Source organism: Gallibacter sp. Marseille-QA0791 (assembly GCF_965119705.1).
In the GTDB taxonomy this organism is placed as follows: Bacteria; Bacillota; Clostridia; order Peptostreptococcales; family Anaerovoracaceae; genus Lentihominibacter; species Lentihominibacter excrementipullorum.
Genome location: NZ_CBCPMH010000001.1, coordinates 836,094 through 849,686, shown reverse-complemented (window position 1 = coordinate 849,686; position 13,593 = coordinate 836,094). Strand labels below are relative to the sequence as shown.

At 51.2% G+C, this 13,593-nt stretch carries 13 protein-coding genes; 12 read left to right on the top strand and 1 reads right to left on the bottom strand.

Annotation, left to right across the window (positions count from 1 at the left end):
• Positions 1–19 precede the first annotated feature (19 nt).
• Both ACQY69_RS03870 and ACQY69_RS03865 read left to right on the top strand, forming a co-directional pair.
• A complete protein-coding gene (locus tag ACQY69_RS03870) occupies positions 20–751 on the top strand; it encodes an alpha/beta hydrolase (protein WP_428258775.1) in 732 nt (243 codons plus the stop codon).
• A 9-nt stretch (positions 752–760) separates the two neighbouring features.
• Positions 761–2,548 carry a B12-binding domain-containing radical SAM protein gene (locus ACQY69_RS03865; protein ID WP_428258773.1) on the top strand — a complete coding sequence of 596 codons (1,788 nt, stop codon included), beginning with the start codon at positions 761–763 and terminating at the stop codon, positions 2,546–2,548.
• 57 nt (positions 2,549–2,605) lie between these two features.
• Here ACQY69_RS03865 and ACQY69_RS03860 read toward each other — a convergent pair whose 3' ends face one another.
• Entirely contained in the window at positions 2,606–3,292 is a 687-nt protein-coding gene (locus ACQY69_RS03860) for a YczE/YyaS/YitT family protein (protein WP_428258771.1), read from the bottom strand.
• A 388-nt stretch (positions 3,293–3,680) separates the two neighbouring features.
• On the opposite strand from ACQY69_RS03860, the gene ACQY69_RS03855 reads away from it, so the two are divergent.
• From ACQY69_RS03855 to ACQY69_RS03810, 10 genes are all read left to right on the top strand, one after another.
• A complete protein-coding gene (locus ACQY69_RS03855; protein WP_428258769.1) occupies positions 3,681–6,416 on the top strand; it encodes an NYN domain-containing protein in 2,736 nt (911 codons plus the stop codon).
• Positions 6,417–6,459: 43 nt separating this feature from the next.
• Positions 6,460–6,672 carry a hypothetical protein gene (locus tag ACQY69_RS03850; protein WP_428258767.1) on the top strand — a complete coding sequence of 71 codons (213 nt, stop codon included), beginning with the start codon at positions 6,460–6,462 and terminating at the stop codon, positions 6,670–6,672.
• 19 nt (positions 6,673–6,691) lie between these two features.
• Positions 6,692–7,390, top strand: coding sequence for a DNA alkylation repair protein (locus ACQY69_RS03845; protein ID WP_428258765.1), 699 nt, complete (start codon positions 6,692–6,694; stop codon positions 7,388–7,390).
• A 571-nt stretch (positions 7,391–7,961) separates the two neighbouring features.
• A complete protein-coding gene (locus ACQY69_RS03840) occupies positions 7,962–9,215 on the top strand; it encodes a CpaF family protein (protein ID WP_428258763.1) in 1,254 nt (417 codons plus the stop codon).
• 17 nt (positions 9,216–9,232) lie between these two features.
• Complete coding sequence (locus tag ACQY69_RS03835) at positions 9,233–9,979, top strand: type II secretion system F family protein (protein WP_428258761.1); 747 nt, start codon at positions 9,233–9,235, stop codon at positions 9,977–9,979.
• Between the two features lie 10 nt (positions 9,980–9,989).
• Complete coding sequence (locus ACQY69_RS03830) at positions 9,990–11,021, top strand: hypothetical protein (RefSeq protein ID WP_428258759.1); 1,032 nt, start codon at positions 9,990–9,992, stop codon at positions 11,019–11,021.
• A gap of 35 nt (positions 11,022–11,056) precedes the next feature.
• Positions 11,057–11,212, top strand: a complete 156-nt coding sequence (locus tag ACQY69_RS03825; protein ID WP_428258757.1) for a hypothetical protein — start codon at positions 11,057–11,059, stop codon at positions 11,210–11,212.
• A 13-nt stretch (positions 11,213–11,225) separates the two neighbouring features.
• Positions 11,226–11,642 carry a hypothetical protein gene (locus ACQY69_RS03820; RefSeq protein ID WP_428258755.1) on the top strand — a complete coding sequence of 139 codons (417 nt, stop codon included), beginning with the start codon at positions 11,226–11,228 and terminating at the stop codon, positions 11,640–11,642.
• Entirely contained in the window at positions 11,632–12,843 is a 1,212-nt protein-coding gene (locus ACQY69_RS03815) for a DUF5702 domain-containing protein (RefSeq protein WP_428258753.1), read from the top strand. Before ACQY69_RS03820 ends, ACQY69_RS03815 begins: the two co-directional genes overlap by 11 nt.
• Positions 12,827–13,582, top strand: a complete 756-nt coding sequence (locus ACQY69_RS03810; RefSeq protein ID WP_428258751.1) for a hypothetical protein — start codon at positions 12,827–12,829, stop codon at positions 13,580–13,582. Before ACQY69_RS03815 ends, ACQY69_RS03810 begins: the two co-directional genes overlap by 17 nt.
• The last annotated feature ends 11 nt before the right edge of the window (positions 13,583–13,593 follow it).

Below are 13,593 nucleotides of genomic sequence, written 5' to 3'. Positions count from 1 at the left end.
CTTTTGGAGGGATAACATCATGAGAGGATATATAAGACGCGACAGCTACGATATTCCGTACAGGATGGAGAAGGGCAGCGGCGACAAGGTGGTGATAGTGGCCCATGGCTTTGCCAGCAGCAAGGAGAGCCCGACGGTGGAAATGCTGGCGAAGGAGCTGCCGGAAAAGGGTATCGGCGTAGCAGCGCTGGATTTTCCTGCTCACGGGGAAAGCCCGGTGGACGGAGAATTCCTCACGGTGAAAAATTGTGTCAGAGATTTGGGAGATATGGAAGCGTTTATAAGGGAGGAATGCCCCGGGGCGGAGATATGCTGCTTCGGCTCCAGCTTCGGCGCTTACATTACGCTGATATATCTGATGGAAAGCGGCAAGGAAGGCACCAGGGCATTTCTCAGGAGCGCGGCTGTCAATATGTCGGATTACTTTTCGGAACTGACGAAGGATGAACGCCGGGCGATAGATGAGATGGGATATTTCCTGCTGGAGGACGAGGTGAGGCCCATAAAGATAACCAGGGGTCTGGTGGAAAGCCTGAAGGCCAATGACATACGCGAGGATTTCCGGCCTGACGGGCTGCGCCTTATGATGATACACGGCAGCGCTGACGAAGATATCGACTACAGCGAAGCCAGAGCTTTCGCGGAAAAGTACGACGTTCTCCTCATAACGGTGGAGGGCGGAGACCACAGGCTTTCCATACCGGGAGCTCCGGAGAAAGTGCTGGAGGAAGCGCTGAGGTTTTTCGGCTGAGGAGAGAAAATGAAGATTTTGCTGGTGGCGATAAATGCCAAATATATACATTCCAATCTGGCTGTCCTGAGTCTGGCGGCCTACGCCGAGGAAAAGCTGGGACGGGACAAAGCCGGCTGGGACAAGGGCCGGCAGGGTGTGGTGGATGTGAAGATAGAGACGGTCTCATATACCATAAATCAGCCGCAGGAGCAGATACTGGCCGATATATACGGGAGAAAGCCGGATCTTCTGCTGTTTTCCTGTTACATATGGAACAGGCGGCAGGTGGGGGAGCTGGTCGCTGATGCAGGGAAAGTGATGCCTGAGGTGGATATCTGGCTGGGAGGGCCGGAAGTGTCCTTCGATGCAGAAGGTGCTTTGACAGAGCTCCCTGCGGTGAAAGGCGTGATGGTCGGCGAAGGCGAGGAGACGTTTTATCGGCTGGCGAAAGAATACGCCGGAGCCTTTGGCGGAAATGGGGACGTTCGTGGAAAGCCGGCGGATCCGGCATTGGAAAGGGTCGGCGGTATCATCTTTCGAAAGTCCGGCGGCACCATAGTCGTCAGCGGCCCGCCGGGACGCGTGGATCTCGCACAGCTGCCATTTCCATACGGGAGCATGGAGGAGTTTGAGAACAGGATAATTTACTACGAGAGCAGCAGAGGATGTCCTTTCAGATGTGCTTACTGTCTGTCTGCCGTGGACAGAGCCTTAAGATACAGGGATCTGGAGGCGGTCCGGACAGAGCTGGGATATTTCCTGGGAAAAGGCGTTCCTCAGGTGAAATTCGTCGACAGGACTTTCAACTGTGACAGCGTCCGGGCCATGGAAATATGGCGTTTTCTCAGAGAACGGGACAACGGCGTGACGAATTTTCACTTCGAGATAGCGGGGGACATTTTGACGGAAGAGGAGCTGACGCTGCTGAGGGGATTGAGGCCGGGACAGGTACAGCTTGAGATAGGCGTCCAGTCCACCAACGAGGAGACGCTGCGGGAGATAAACAGGCCTGTGGACATTGCCAGACTGCGAAGCAATGTGGCGTCCCTGAGGGATGCGGGCAACGTACATATCCATCTGGATCTCATCGCGGGGCTGCCTCTGGAGGGGTATGAAAGCTTCGGCAGATCCTTCGACGACGTGTTTTCCATGAGGCCAAACCAGCTGCAGCTGGGATTTCTCAAGGTGCTGAAAGGGACGCCTATGGAGGAAAGGCAGGAACGATATGGTATACGCCATACGGAAGCGCCTCCTTATGAGGTGTTGGAGACAAGGTGGATATCATATGGTGAGCTCGTCAGGCTGAAACGCATCGAGGAAATGGTCGAAATCTACTTCAATTCCGGACAATTCGGCGGCGCTCTGGATGTACTGATGGAGCGCTTCGATAGTCCTTTTGCGTTTTTCGAGACTCTGGCCGGCTGGTATGGCAGCCATCAGGCGGTGATGGTCAACATGTCCAGAAACCAGAGGTATCAGCGGCTGATGGAATTTGCCGATGAAATGCTGCCGCCGGATGATCTGGACCGGTTTATGGAAGCCATGGTCTTCGATTATTACATGAGAGAAAACGTCAAGACACGTCCCGTTTTTTTCGGCACGGAGACGGTGGAAAAGTCCTTTTCAAAGGAATTCTACAGCATGGAAGCCAGGGAGCACCGTTATCTGTCAGGCGGCCGGTATGATACCGACGACCCGAGACTGCTGAGGAGGCTGACTCACCTGGAAAAGGCGGGCGGCAAATACTATCTTTTCGATTATGAGAGGCGGGATCCTGTAACCGGAAACGCCTGTGTGGCAGAAGTGGAATGCTGACTGATGTGGCCTGTCGCAGACTTGTTGCAAAACCGCTGCCGGTGGATCGTCAGCTTGTCACTGCAGCGACGCGTGGATCCTGTGACGGCCGATGGCCAGCATCATCCTGTGATGGAACAGATAATTGAAGCCTGCGATACAGCGTCCCACTCCGACCATTCCTATGATGGTTCCGATGCCTACACCTACAAGCCGGCCTGAGGCGATGATCCCAACTAAGCACGTTACCGCTACGCTGGAAAAATCGATCACGTTTTTGCCGAAACCCAGTCCTTTGCCCAGCACATCACCGACTGTTTTGGCCAGTCCGTCCGCAGGGTTTGGAATGAGGTCCATGGATATCATCATGGAAGCGCCGACACCTGTCATGGCTACAGCGACTATCAGCAGCCCTATTCTGGGGATCAGTGGCCCCATATCGATGCCTGTGGCGGACAGAGCCATGTCATATCCTCTGCCGAACACATCCAGCAGCAGGCTGAACACAATAGAGAGAGGAAGCTGCAGCAGGTCCTTCATCTGTCTGTCCTTTCCCTTGAGGATGAACTGCAGCGCCACGAAAAAGGCATACAGGATGAATGTCATCATCGGAAAGTTGAGGAGCCATATCTCGGAAACCGAGAAAGGAAGCGAGATGAGAGGCGAAACTCCCAGCGCTGTCTTGGTGTTGAGAGTGATCCCGGCAGAGAGCAGGATGACGCCCAGCGAATAGATACAATAACGGTTTACTTTGTGCTTGATCATTATTTCAGTCCTTTTCTTTTGTTAAATCGTACAATACATCAAATATGCCTCACCATTTTACTACAAAATGGAATTTTTTTCAACAACAAATTTGCCGGATCGTGCAGGTGGTCGCCGGTGGCGCCTCGAAAGCGCAACTGCTCGGCAGCGCAGCTCGTTCCGGCCTGTAAAGTCCTCGCATTGCCCATCCGTTACAGACATTCCGTGAAAAAAGGAGAATGTCTGTAATGGTGGGTGAAATCCACCCTTTGGAGGACAAGCGGACGGCTTGTGCCAATTACCAGGAAATCCCGCAGCAACTTGATATCGTCTCGGAAATAAGATTTATCGACTAAACCCCTGTTCTGTGCTATGATAGATTTGATATCAGGCAGAAGGGGGCTTTTTCATGGGGAAAGGACCTGAAAACAACGAAAACAATGGAAAGAGAAAGGCGGCCCGGCCGCCGAAACATATATGTATCGGTCTTGTGGCCCACGTCGATGCGGGAAAGACCACGCTGTCGGAGGCGCTGCTTTACAGGACGGGGACCATTAGGAAGTGGGGACGGGTGGATCACGGGGACGCGTTTTTGGATACGGACCGGCAGGAGAAGGAGCGGGGAATCACCATCTTTTCCAAGGAAGCGGAGCTGAAATACGGCAGTACTGTCTTTACGCTGCTGGACACGCCGGGACATGTGGATTTTTCCGCGGAAATGGAGCGGACGCTCCAGGTGCTGGACTACGCTGTGCTGGTGATAAACGGCAGGGAAGGCGTCCAGGGCCATACAGCTACGCTGTGGAAGCTGGCGGAAAAGTACGGGATCCCGCTGTTCATCTTCATCAACAAGACGGACCTGGAAGGTGTGAAGAGAGACGATGTGATGGATGAGCTTAGGGAAAGGCTGGACCAGAGATGTATCACCTTCGATGTAGACCATGGCGGGGAATGGCTGGAGCAGGCGGCCATGTGCGACGAAGCGCTGCTGGAGGAGCTGCTTGACACTGGAACCATAGCGGATGACAGTCTCAGAGGAGCCATCGCAGAGAGAAAGATTTTCCCCTGCTACTTCGGTTCGGCACTGAAGCTGGAGGGGATAGACGGACTCCGTGAAGGGCTGTCCGGATATTCGATGGAAAAGCAGTACGGCAGCGATTTCGGCGTAAGGATCTATAAGATATCCAGGGACGAAAAGGGGGCGCGGCTGACCCATATGAAAATAACAGGTGGTACGCTGCGAGTAAAGGATGAGATTGGCCGTGAGAAGGTGGAGCAGATACGCATCTATTCGGGAGGAAAGTTCCGAAGTGTGGATGAGGCGAAAAGCGGAGATGTGTGCGCTGTGACAGGACTGAAAACTACCTATGCAGGTCAGGGTCTGGGGGCTGAACGGGACGCGGGAGAGCCGGTGCTGGAATCGGTGCTGACCTACAAGGTAGAGCTCCCAGGCGGCGTGGATGCTCACAGGGCGTTGGAAATGCTGAAGCTGCTTGAGGAGGAAGATCCTCAGCTGAAGGTGGTCTGGAACGGTCAGCTGCAGGAGATACATATGCAGCTGATGGGCCAGGTGCAGATCGAGATACTGAGGAATATCATAGCTGACAGGTTTGGCTTCGATGTGGAGTTCGGCCAGGGAGCCATTGCTTACAAGGAGACTATAGCAGCGCCTGTTTTTGGCGCGGGACATTTCGAGCCGCTGCGCCACTATGCCGAGGTCCATCTGCTGCTGGAACCGGCGCCGAGAGGAAGCGGGCTCACGTTAGATACCAGATGCAGCGAAGACGTATTGGACAGGAACTGGCAGCGGCTCATTCTGACACATCTGGCGGAGCGGGAGCACCCGGGAGCCCTGACAGGCTCGCCCATAACCGATATGAAGATAACATTGCTTGCAGGCCGCAGTCACCTGAAGCATACGGAAGGCGGCGATTTCAGACAGGCCACCTACAGAGCGCTGCGGCAGGGGCTGAGAAAAGCAGAAAGTATACTGCTGGAGCCGTGGTATGAGTTCAGGCTGGAAGTGCCTCAAGGCTCGGCAGGCAGAGCCATGGGAGATATACAGCGGATGAACGGAGCTCTGGAAGAGCCGGAGACGGCGGGAGAAAACGTGGTGCTGTCGGGGCGTGCTCCCGTATCGGAAATGAAGGATTACGGGATCGAGGTGGCATCCTATACGAAAGGATACGGTCACCTGTCTTGTTCCCTCTGGGGATACGAGCAGTGTCACCGTCAGGAAGAAGTGGTAGAAGAAATAGGCTACGATATCGACGGTGATGTGGAAAACACGGCCGATTCGGTTTTCTGCACCCATGGTGCGGGTGTCGTCGTAAAGTGGGATGAAGCCGATGAAATGATGCATATGCAGGGAACATGGGGTATGGGAAGTACGGAAATGGAAAGCCGGGATCCGGAGAGTCGAAAAGGGCTCCGGACAGCAGACGGACTCGCGAGGGGCAGCGCCGAAGGGAGAAACGCCGGCCATAGCGAAAGCACAGGCAAAACCGGTTCGACAAAGAAAAAAGGCCTCACGGAAGAGGAGGAACTGGAGCGCATCTTCGAGATGACGTACGGCAAGAGAAAGGAACGGCGTATCATCCCTAAACGTGAGATTTCCCATTCAGAAAACAAGACGAAGATAAAGCCATCGGTAGTGAAGGAAGAATATCTGCTGGTAGACGGATATAACATAATCTTCGCCTGGGATGATTTGAAGGCGCTGGCGAAGATAAACATGGATTCGGCCAGACAGGCTCTCATCGAGATATTGGAAAATTATCAGGGCTACAGAAAGTGTCATGTAATAGCCGTTTTCGACGCATATAGGGTAAAGGGCGGTGAAAGACGCCAGGAGAAGCACGGCAGCGTAGACGTAGTCTATACCCGCGAAGCGGAGACTGCCGACATGTACATAGAAAAGGCGGCGCATGCCAAAAGCAGGGATTTCCATGTCCGTGTAGCTACGTCCGACAGGCTGGAACAGCTGATAATCACCGGCAGCGGAGCATTCAAGGTATCAGCTGACGAGTTCAGAGCTGAGGTGCAGCAGGCTGATACGGAGATATCGAAGCTGATAGAGGCTCACAATCTCAGAAACAGACAGCAAGGCGGTAGCAGGATAGTGATACCGGGGAAGAGCGAATGAGATGACAAAAGCGTGGAGAGGAATCGGGAAAGGAGGGATTGGGATGACCGAAAGAAAAAACAGGGGCAGAGCGATCATCTTTATACCGATAATACTGTTGATGTTGGCCGTCATCGCATTGGCATTTCCGATCGTACTGTATATCGATGGGGAGATATGGGGATTTTCGCAGATGGCAGCGATAAGCCTGTCGGCAGGTGCGGTGATGATCCTGATAGCGGTGATGAGGATAGTCAGAGTGCGGCGCGGCAGGTGACTGAATGGTGTGGAGCGCGATGAGACTAGGCAGAAAGATCGTGATAGGAGGCAGACAGATGGATAAGTATCTGGAAATAAAGGAGCGGTTCGAAGGGGTCAAGGATGGGGAAAAGGCTGTCCAGATGGCCAAATACATGCGGAACAAATTTGCTTTTTACGGTATACCGACGCCGGAGCGGAAGAAGCTTTACCGGGACATCATCAAATCGGAGAAAAAGAGCGGTGTGGTGGACTGGGCGCTTCTGGACAGGTGCTATGAAGATGAGCACCGGGAATTCCAGTATTTCGTCTGCGACTATCTTCTGGCTATGGAGCAGTACCTGACATATGAGGATATCCCGGCTGTGCGGAAGTATATCGAAACCAGACCGTGGTGGGATACCATAGATTTTCTCGACAAAGTGGTAGGCGACATAGGACTGAAGGACGACCGGGTAAGGGATCTGATGCTGGAATGGTCAAAAGATGGGAACTTCTGGGTCAGGCGGATAGCCATAGATCACCAATTGGGAAGAAAGGAAAGGACGGACAGGCAGTTGCTGGAAGCAATAATCGTCAACAATTTAGGCAGCGACGAGTTCTTCATAAACAAGGCTATCGGCTGGAGCCTCCGGGAGTACTCCAAGACAGACCCGGACTGGGTGAGGGCTTTCCTGGAAAAGTATGGGCCGCAGATGAGCAAGCTGAGCGTACGGGAAGCGGGGAAATACGTTTAAGAGATTTTCGATGTGAAGCACCGTGCATTTGCCAATAGACGATGATAATAACGGGTTTTAGGCATAAATCACGCCATTTCATGAGCTGTCACTACAGCGATATGCTAAAACGCAAGATTTTGTCGATGTTATTGGCATTTTTTCGTTGAATTATCATCGATTCTATGCCAAAAATATCGTTGGTTTTCTGTGCTTTTGGCATTTCCCCTTCGTGATCGTGGTTGCTGAATGGCGATTTATACTAAATACCGGCCTGTGACAGGTTCTTTTGGCATTTGGCACTAGCGTTGGAATGGAGAAGGCCGGTGATCATATCAATAATGAGAGCTGCGCGTCGGCAGAAAGAAGTCTGCCGGCGCGCAGTCGTATTTTTTGTCGTATTTTAAGCTGATTGAGAGAACGGGCGCTTGCTGCTCCAGTCCCAGCGCTTCGATGACATCTGCATGCCCGGAGGCAGGGAATGCCCTTTGAGCAGCGATTTGAGGGCTTTGTCGAAATTTGTCGAATAAAAGCAGTTGTAAAAAAATTACATCCGTGATATCATACGATTGAAAGGAAAAATATAGTAAATATGGAAAAATATAATACAAAACCAGGGGATGGACAGAAGCTGAAGGAAAATCGATATTCGCCGGAAGAGATAAAAGAATATCTGTCAGAAGTCAGGCTGATAATAACTGATTCGGAAGGAACCATGGGTGATGAGAAAGCGTTGGAAGCTATAGAAAAATTCGTGTTTTCCATAGAAAAGTCAGGAAGCTGCAGCTATCGGGAAAATATGAGGTTGATAGAACGGCTTTTCCTTTCTTTGCGGCGGGAGATGGATATACTGCAACCCTATGTCGAGGACAGATCTATTTCAGAAATCATGGTGAATGGAAAAGATCACATTTTTATCGAGAGAAATGGTATTCCGGAAAGGGTACCGCTTTCGTTCGACAGTATTGAGGATCTGGAGGAACTGATAAGGCGTGTGGCCGCCAGAGTACACCGGGAAATAAATGAGCTTAACCCTATCGTGGATGCCAGGCTTTCAGATGGTTCCAGGGTCAACGCCATATATAGGAACATTGCTCTCAATGGGCCTATATTGACTATAAGGAAATTCCCCGAAAAAGTGATGGAGATGGAGGATCTGCTGAAAGCAGGATCCATTACCGGAGAAGAAGCTGATTTCATGAAGATAATGGTAGCATCAGGATACAATTGTTTTATCTGCGGTGGGACATCGTCAGGTAAGACTACGATGCTCAATGTGCTTTCCGGATTTATCCCGGAGCATGAGAGGGTAGTGGTCATAGAGGATTCGGCGGAACTGCAGATAGAACAGGTGGAAAATATAGTGCGGCTGGAATGCCGCAGCGCCAATGTTCAGGGAAAGGGCGGAGTGGACATGGCACAGTTGGTGAAGGCAAGCCTGAGACTGAGGCCGGACAGGATCGTCGTAGGAGAGGTGAGAGGAAGGGAAGTGATGGATATGATACAGGCTATGAATACGGGTCATGACGGAAGCATGAGTACGGGGCACGCCAACAGTATAGAAGGCATGCTGAAACGGCTCGAGGCCATGTTCATGCAGGCAGCGGATTTCCCGGTGGAAGCCATAAGGAACCAGATAACTGAAGGCATAGATATTATGGTCCACATGTGCAGGATGCGCGATGGAAGCAGGAAGGTGACTGAAATCGCGGAAATCGCCGGCATGGAAGGTGGAAATATCACGATGAATCCTCTGTTCAGGCAGGGCTCTCGTGTCGAAGGCAGCAGACTCATCCATCGGGAGAAGATGACCCTGGCGGGATATGGAGACGAATATTTCGCGTGAATCGGGAGGTATGAAATGTGATAAAGGATTATTCGGTATATGAGATGTCAGTGAGAGAAAAGGCCATATTCTGTTTTTTCGGATATGTGGCTATTGCGGCAGCCGTTCATCTGTTTTACAACAGCATATTCCTTTCTCTCCTGTCAGGTCTATCGGTAGTCAAACTGGTGCCGTATGGAGAGAAGAAGCTGGCGGACAGGAGGATGAATGTGCTGAACGGTCAATTCAAGGATATGCTGTACGCGTTATCTTCTTCCGTCGCGTCGGGAAGACAGATGGGAGAGGCGCTGATAGAGGCGGAGGAAGAATTATCGGCCATGTATGGCAAAGATGAACTGATAATGAAGGAATTGAGACATATGAGGATAAGTATGATACAGAACAAGGAGAGCGATAAAACGTTGTTGAAGGATTTCGCGGCCAGGAGCAAAAGTGAAGACATAAATGATTTTGTCAATGTGTATGTCATATGCCGTAGTATGGGTGGCGATCTGGAAAGGATAATTACCCATACCACGGAAATACTGACCGATAAGATGGCCATAGATAGGGAGATCAGGGCCTTGACTGCTCAGAAGAAGGTCGAGGGAAGGATAATATCGCTGATGCCGTTCCTGATGCTCCTGATGATGAATCTGTTTTCATATTCATATGTGGAGCCGCTATATACCACAGCGGCAGGGAGGATACTTATGACGGCGGCATTGGCGGCCACAGTCTGGGGCATATATCTGATGGAAAAGATATCTGACGTACAAATCTGAAAGAACAGCCATGAAAATAAAAGGAGAGAAAAAGATCGCAACGAAGGAGTCGGCTGACAGGAACGCGAGAAAGAAGATGAAGCTGGTGCTGGCAGCAGGATTGGTGCTGGTTATAGTGGATCTGGCGATGACATTTTCGGCGCCGGGAATATCGGTGGAAAAAGCTGGCCACGATCTTTATATAACACGGCCTTCAGCCGGGGAGGAAGCCGGGCATCTGTCACTGAAGGCTCGGGTATCTGGAAGCAATGGGGCAGTTGAAGAAAAGATGGATGTTACTGTGGAGCCTTACAGCAATGAAAGCCAAAGGGAGCTTGCAGAGAATCCGGGCGAAGAAAAAGCACTGACTGAGGAAGAGCGTGAAGAGGAAATCAGGCAGTCATTGAGGGACACGGTGTCCGGGCTGAACAATGATACGGAAAAGATGAAGGTGAAGTTGCCGGGATCTTTGGAGACAGGGGAAAGAATAGTCTGGGAAGCCGGGAAGGAAAGGAACTCTGATATTTGGTCCACACTTGCTCTTACGGGGGTCATCATCTTCATTATATATAAGAACAGGTTTGCTGTACTGGAACGGCAGCGGAAGGAAAATCGTCAGTCGGTGATGAGACAATTGCCTGAATTCGTCAACAGACTGGTTCTGCTGCTGAACGCGGGGCTGGTGTTGAGCAATGCTTTTGAACGTTCAGTGGAGGAGTCCTTTGCAGACCGGGATGAAGATTATTTTTACGGAAAATTGCGGGAGATATACATTACATGTAAAAATGCCAATGGCTCCATGCACCTGGAGTTCAGGCGGATGGCAAAGGAGAGCGGGATAAGGGAGCTGATGAGAGTTTCCAATATAATCAGTGATAATATCAAAAAAGGAGTGGAGCTGACGGGAAAACTCCAGGCGGAAAGCGAGATGCTGTGGCTGGAGAGGAAGAAGAGCTGTGAGGAACGGGGAAGGCTGGCTGAGACGAAGCTGACGCTGCCTCTTATGATATTCCTCATGGTGTTGATGATAATAACGGTAGCTCCGGCGCTGCTGGAGCTTTGAAGAAAGGAAGAAAGTGCGAAAGGAAGGTGAAAGATATGTTCAAGAGAGTGAGATTCAGGAGCAAGAAGGGAATGGAATTGGTGCAGGTGGCAATACTCGTCGCTCTGGCAGTAGCGCTGGGACTCATATTTAAGACAGAGATCACTGATTTTGTCAACAAGACCTTTGAAGGCCTGAGCGACTTCAACTGATGTGAGAAAAACGATGCGCGTAAAAATCAGTAACAATAAAAGGGGTAGTTACATAGTAGAGGCGGCTATCGTGCTTCCCATGGTGATCCTGTCGGTCATAACAGTTGTATTGATAGTGATGTTTTTCTACAGCCAGGTGACGGAACAGAGCAGGATGCACATAACGCTGAGAGGTGAAGCAGGAGCCGCCACAGGCAGGACTTCTTATACGGAGGGAGGCCCGACGAAGGGGGACTTCGACGGAGAAATATATGTAGACGAAGGACTGGTGGAATGCCGTGCATATGGGAAAAAGTATCTGATGATGGAAGAAAGAGGGCTGCTGAGCGAGAAGAAGGCATTCATTGTCGAAGGGAGCTGGACAGCAATTGACGGTCCGGGATATGTGAGGTATATGGAGTTTGTAAAGGAACGCGGTAATGAAAAGTAAGAGAGGGAGCAGCGCTGTATTCATCATGGTGATCCTGGCCGCATTGGTGTCCATAACACTGGCGCTGATATACGGAGTGAGAGCGGAGGCTCTGAGAAGCAGGATGGATGGCATCATCAGCCTTGCAGGAGATTCACTTATGTCGGAATTCGACATCGATATACAGAAGGAATATGGTATTTTCCTTTTGAAAGGCAGCGACCGGGAACTGGGAAAGAAGCTTCGCAGGTATATAGAATATTCGACAAAAGATATGGGGGATGTGGAGCTTGAGTCCGTAAAGGTGTCCGGAAGCAGATTTTCTACAGTCAACGTAGATCTGATCAGAGATCAGATCCTGGAATACATGAAACTGGCTTATGCTGAAGACAGGCTCGATACGTTGACGGAAGATGCGGCGGAAGGGAGTGCGGAAAACGCGATGGAAAACAGGACGTTGAGACATGGCCCTACCGCTGCGTCACTTCCATCTTCATCTGTGCCGGACGAAAGTCTTACGGCTGTAGCCAGATCCATCGCCGACAACATAAAAGAAGCAGACAAGGCTTTTGTGGAGGGAACAGAGAGGTATATGATAAACCGGTATATAACGGATACGTTCAATAGCAGGACCAGGGCTGTAAGCAAGGAGCATTTTTTTCGCAACGAGGTGGAATATATCCTGGGAGGAGAGCTTTCCGACAGAAAAAACGAAAAACGGGTGGAAATGGCACTGAAAGCTATGCGCTTCCCGCTGAATCTGGCTCATATATACAGCGATGCAGAGAAACGGGCTCAGACTCTGGCTATGGCAGAGCTGCTGACTCCGGGGGCTGCGGCACCGGCTACACAGGCAGTGCTGGCATCTACCTGGGCCTATGCGGAAGCTGACAATGATGTGGAGTTGCTTTGGCAGGGGCATAAGGTCCCGCTGACCAAGGACCGCTCGACCTGGGCTATGGATCTGGACAGCGCTGTGGAAGGAATCATGGGCGGGACTGCGATACCGGCCGAGGAGAAAGGTTACGATTACGGACAATATCTGCAGTTGCTGCTGTTTTTCAAAGATGAGAATATGAAGATAAGCCGGATACTGGATCTGATACAGATAAACGCTAGGATGTCGCAGGACGGTGATTTCCTGATGAACGAGCATTGGGTGGGTGTTGCTGTGCAGGTCAGAGTCAACGGTGCGGATTACGGATATGAAAAAAGGTATTAAAGGATTTTATACGCTGGAGGCGGCCATCCTGATGCCGTTTCTCATATTGGCTATTTTATCGCTGGGATATTTCATAAAGATAGAAGGTCTGTGGGAAAACTGCATACACGGAGCGCTGGATGAAAGTGCCAGGACGGCCATGAAAGCATCCAACGGGGTGGAAACGACTATGACGGCGGAAAGAGTCAAAGCGCGGATCTACGAAGACAATCCGGGACTGGACCGGTTGGAGATGAAAAACGTGAGAATCGGATATTCGGATACTGCAGCCGATAAGCTGGTATCATACCGGCTGGAAGCGACGGAGCGGCTGGAGCTGCCGCTGTCCTTCGACAGGGAGTTCCGTTTGCTGTTCAGCGTCAAGTTCAGAGGTTTTGTCGGGAAGAAGACGCGGGGAGAACCTATGGGCGCTTCAGAGTTGGAGACATCCCGGGCGAAGCAGACTGTATGGATATTCCCTCAGTCGGGAGAGAAGTATCACGGTGAAAACTGTACGTATGTAAAGGCGACCGTCCATCCTGTGATACTGTCGGACAGCGTCAGGAGGCGATATGACGCCTGCGGTATATGCAGGTCTGGTAAAGCCGCGTCGGGCAGTCTGGTCTTTTGCTTTGGCAGCGATGGTACGGCTTATCACATAGGCACATGCCGAACCATAGAAAGGAGAAGCGTGACAATAGATAGAAGCGAAGCTGCGGAGCGAGGCTACAGACCCTGTAGCAAATGCGGAGGGTCGTGACAGATGGGTGA

Excerpts from the sequence above, each read along its gene's own strand:
- ACQY69_RS03870 (WP_428258775.1), top strand. The coding sequence starts at position 20 with ATGAGAGGATATATAAGACGCGACAGCTACGATATTCCGTACAGGATG.
- ACQY69_RS03865 (WP_428258773.1), top strand. The coding sequence starts at position 761 with ATGAAGATTTTGCTGGTGGCGATAAATGCCAAATATATACATTCCAAT.
- ACQY69_RS03860 (WP_428258771.1), bottom strand. The coding sequence starts at position 3,292 with ATGATCAAGCACAAAGTAAACCGTTATTGTATCTATTCGCTGGGCGTC.
- ACQY69_RS03855 (WP_428258769.1), top strand. The coding sequence starts at position 3,681 with ATGGGGAAAGGACCTGAAAACAACGAAAACAATGGAAAGAGAAAGGCG.
- ACQY69_RS03850 (WP_428258767.1), top strand. The coding sequence starts at position 6,460 with ATGACCGAAAGAAAAAACAGGGGCAGAGCGATCATCTTTATACCGATA.
- ACQY69_RS03845 (WP_428258765.1), top strand. The coding sequence starts at position 6,692 with ATGAGACTAGGCAGAAAGATCGTGATAGGAGGCAGACAGATGGATAAG.
- ACQY69_RS03840 (WP_428258763.1), top strand. The coding sequence starts at position 7,962 with ATGGAAAAATATAATACAAAACCAGGGGATGGACAGAAGCTGAAGGAA.
- ACQY69_RS03830 (WP_428258759.1), top strand. The coding sequence starts at position 9,990 with ATGAAAATAAAAGGAGAGAAAAAGATCGCAACGAAGGAGTCGGCTGAC.
- ACQY69_RS03825 (WP_428258757.1), top strand. The coding sequence starts at position 11,057 with ATGTTCAAGAGAGTGAGATTCAGGAGCAAGAAGGGAATGGAATTGGTG.
- ACQY69_RS03820 (WP_428258755.1), top strand. The coding sequence starts at position 11,226 with ATGCGCGTAAAAATCAGTAACAATAAAAGGGGTAGTTACATAGTAGAG.
- ACQY69_RS03815 (WP_428258753.1), top strand. The coding sequence starts at position 11,632 with ATGAAAAGTAAGAGAGGGAGCAGCGCTGTATTCATCATGGTGATCCTG.
- ACQY69_RS03810 (WP_428258751.1), top strand. The coding sequence starts at position 12,827 with ATGAAAAAAGGTATTAAAGGATTTTATACGCTGGAGGCGGCCATCCTG.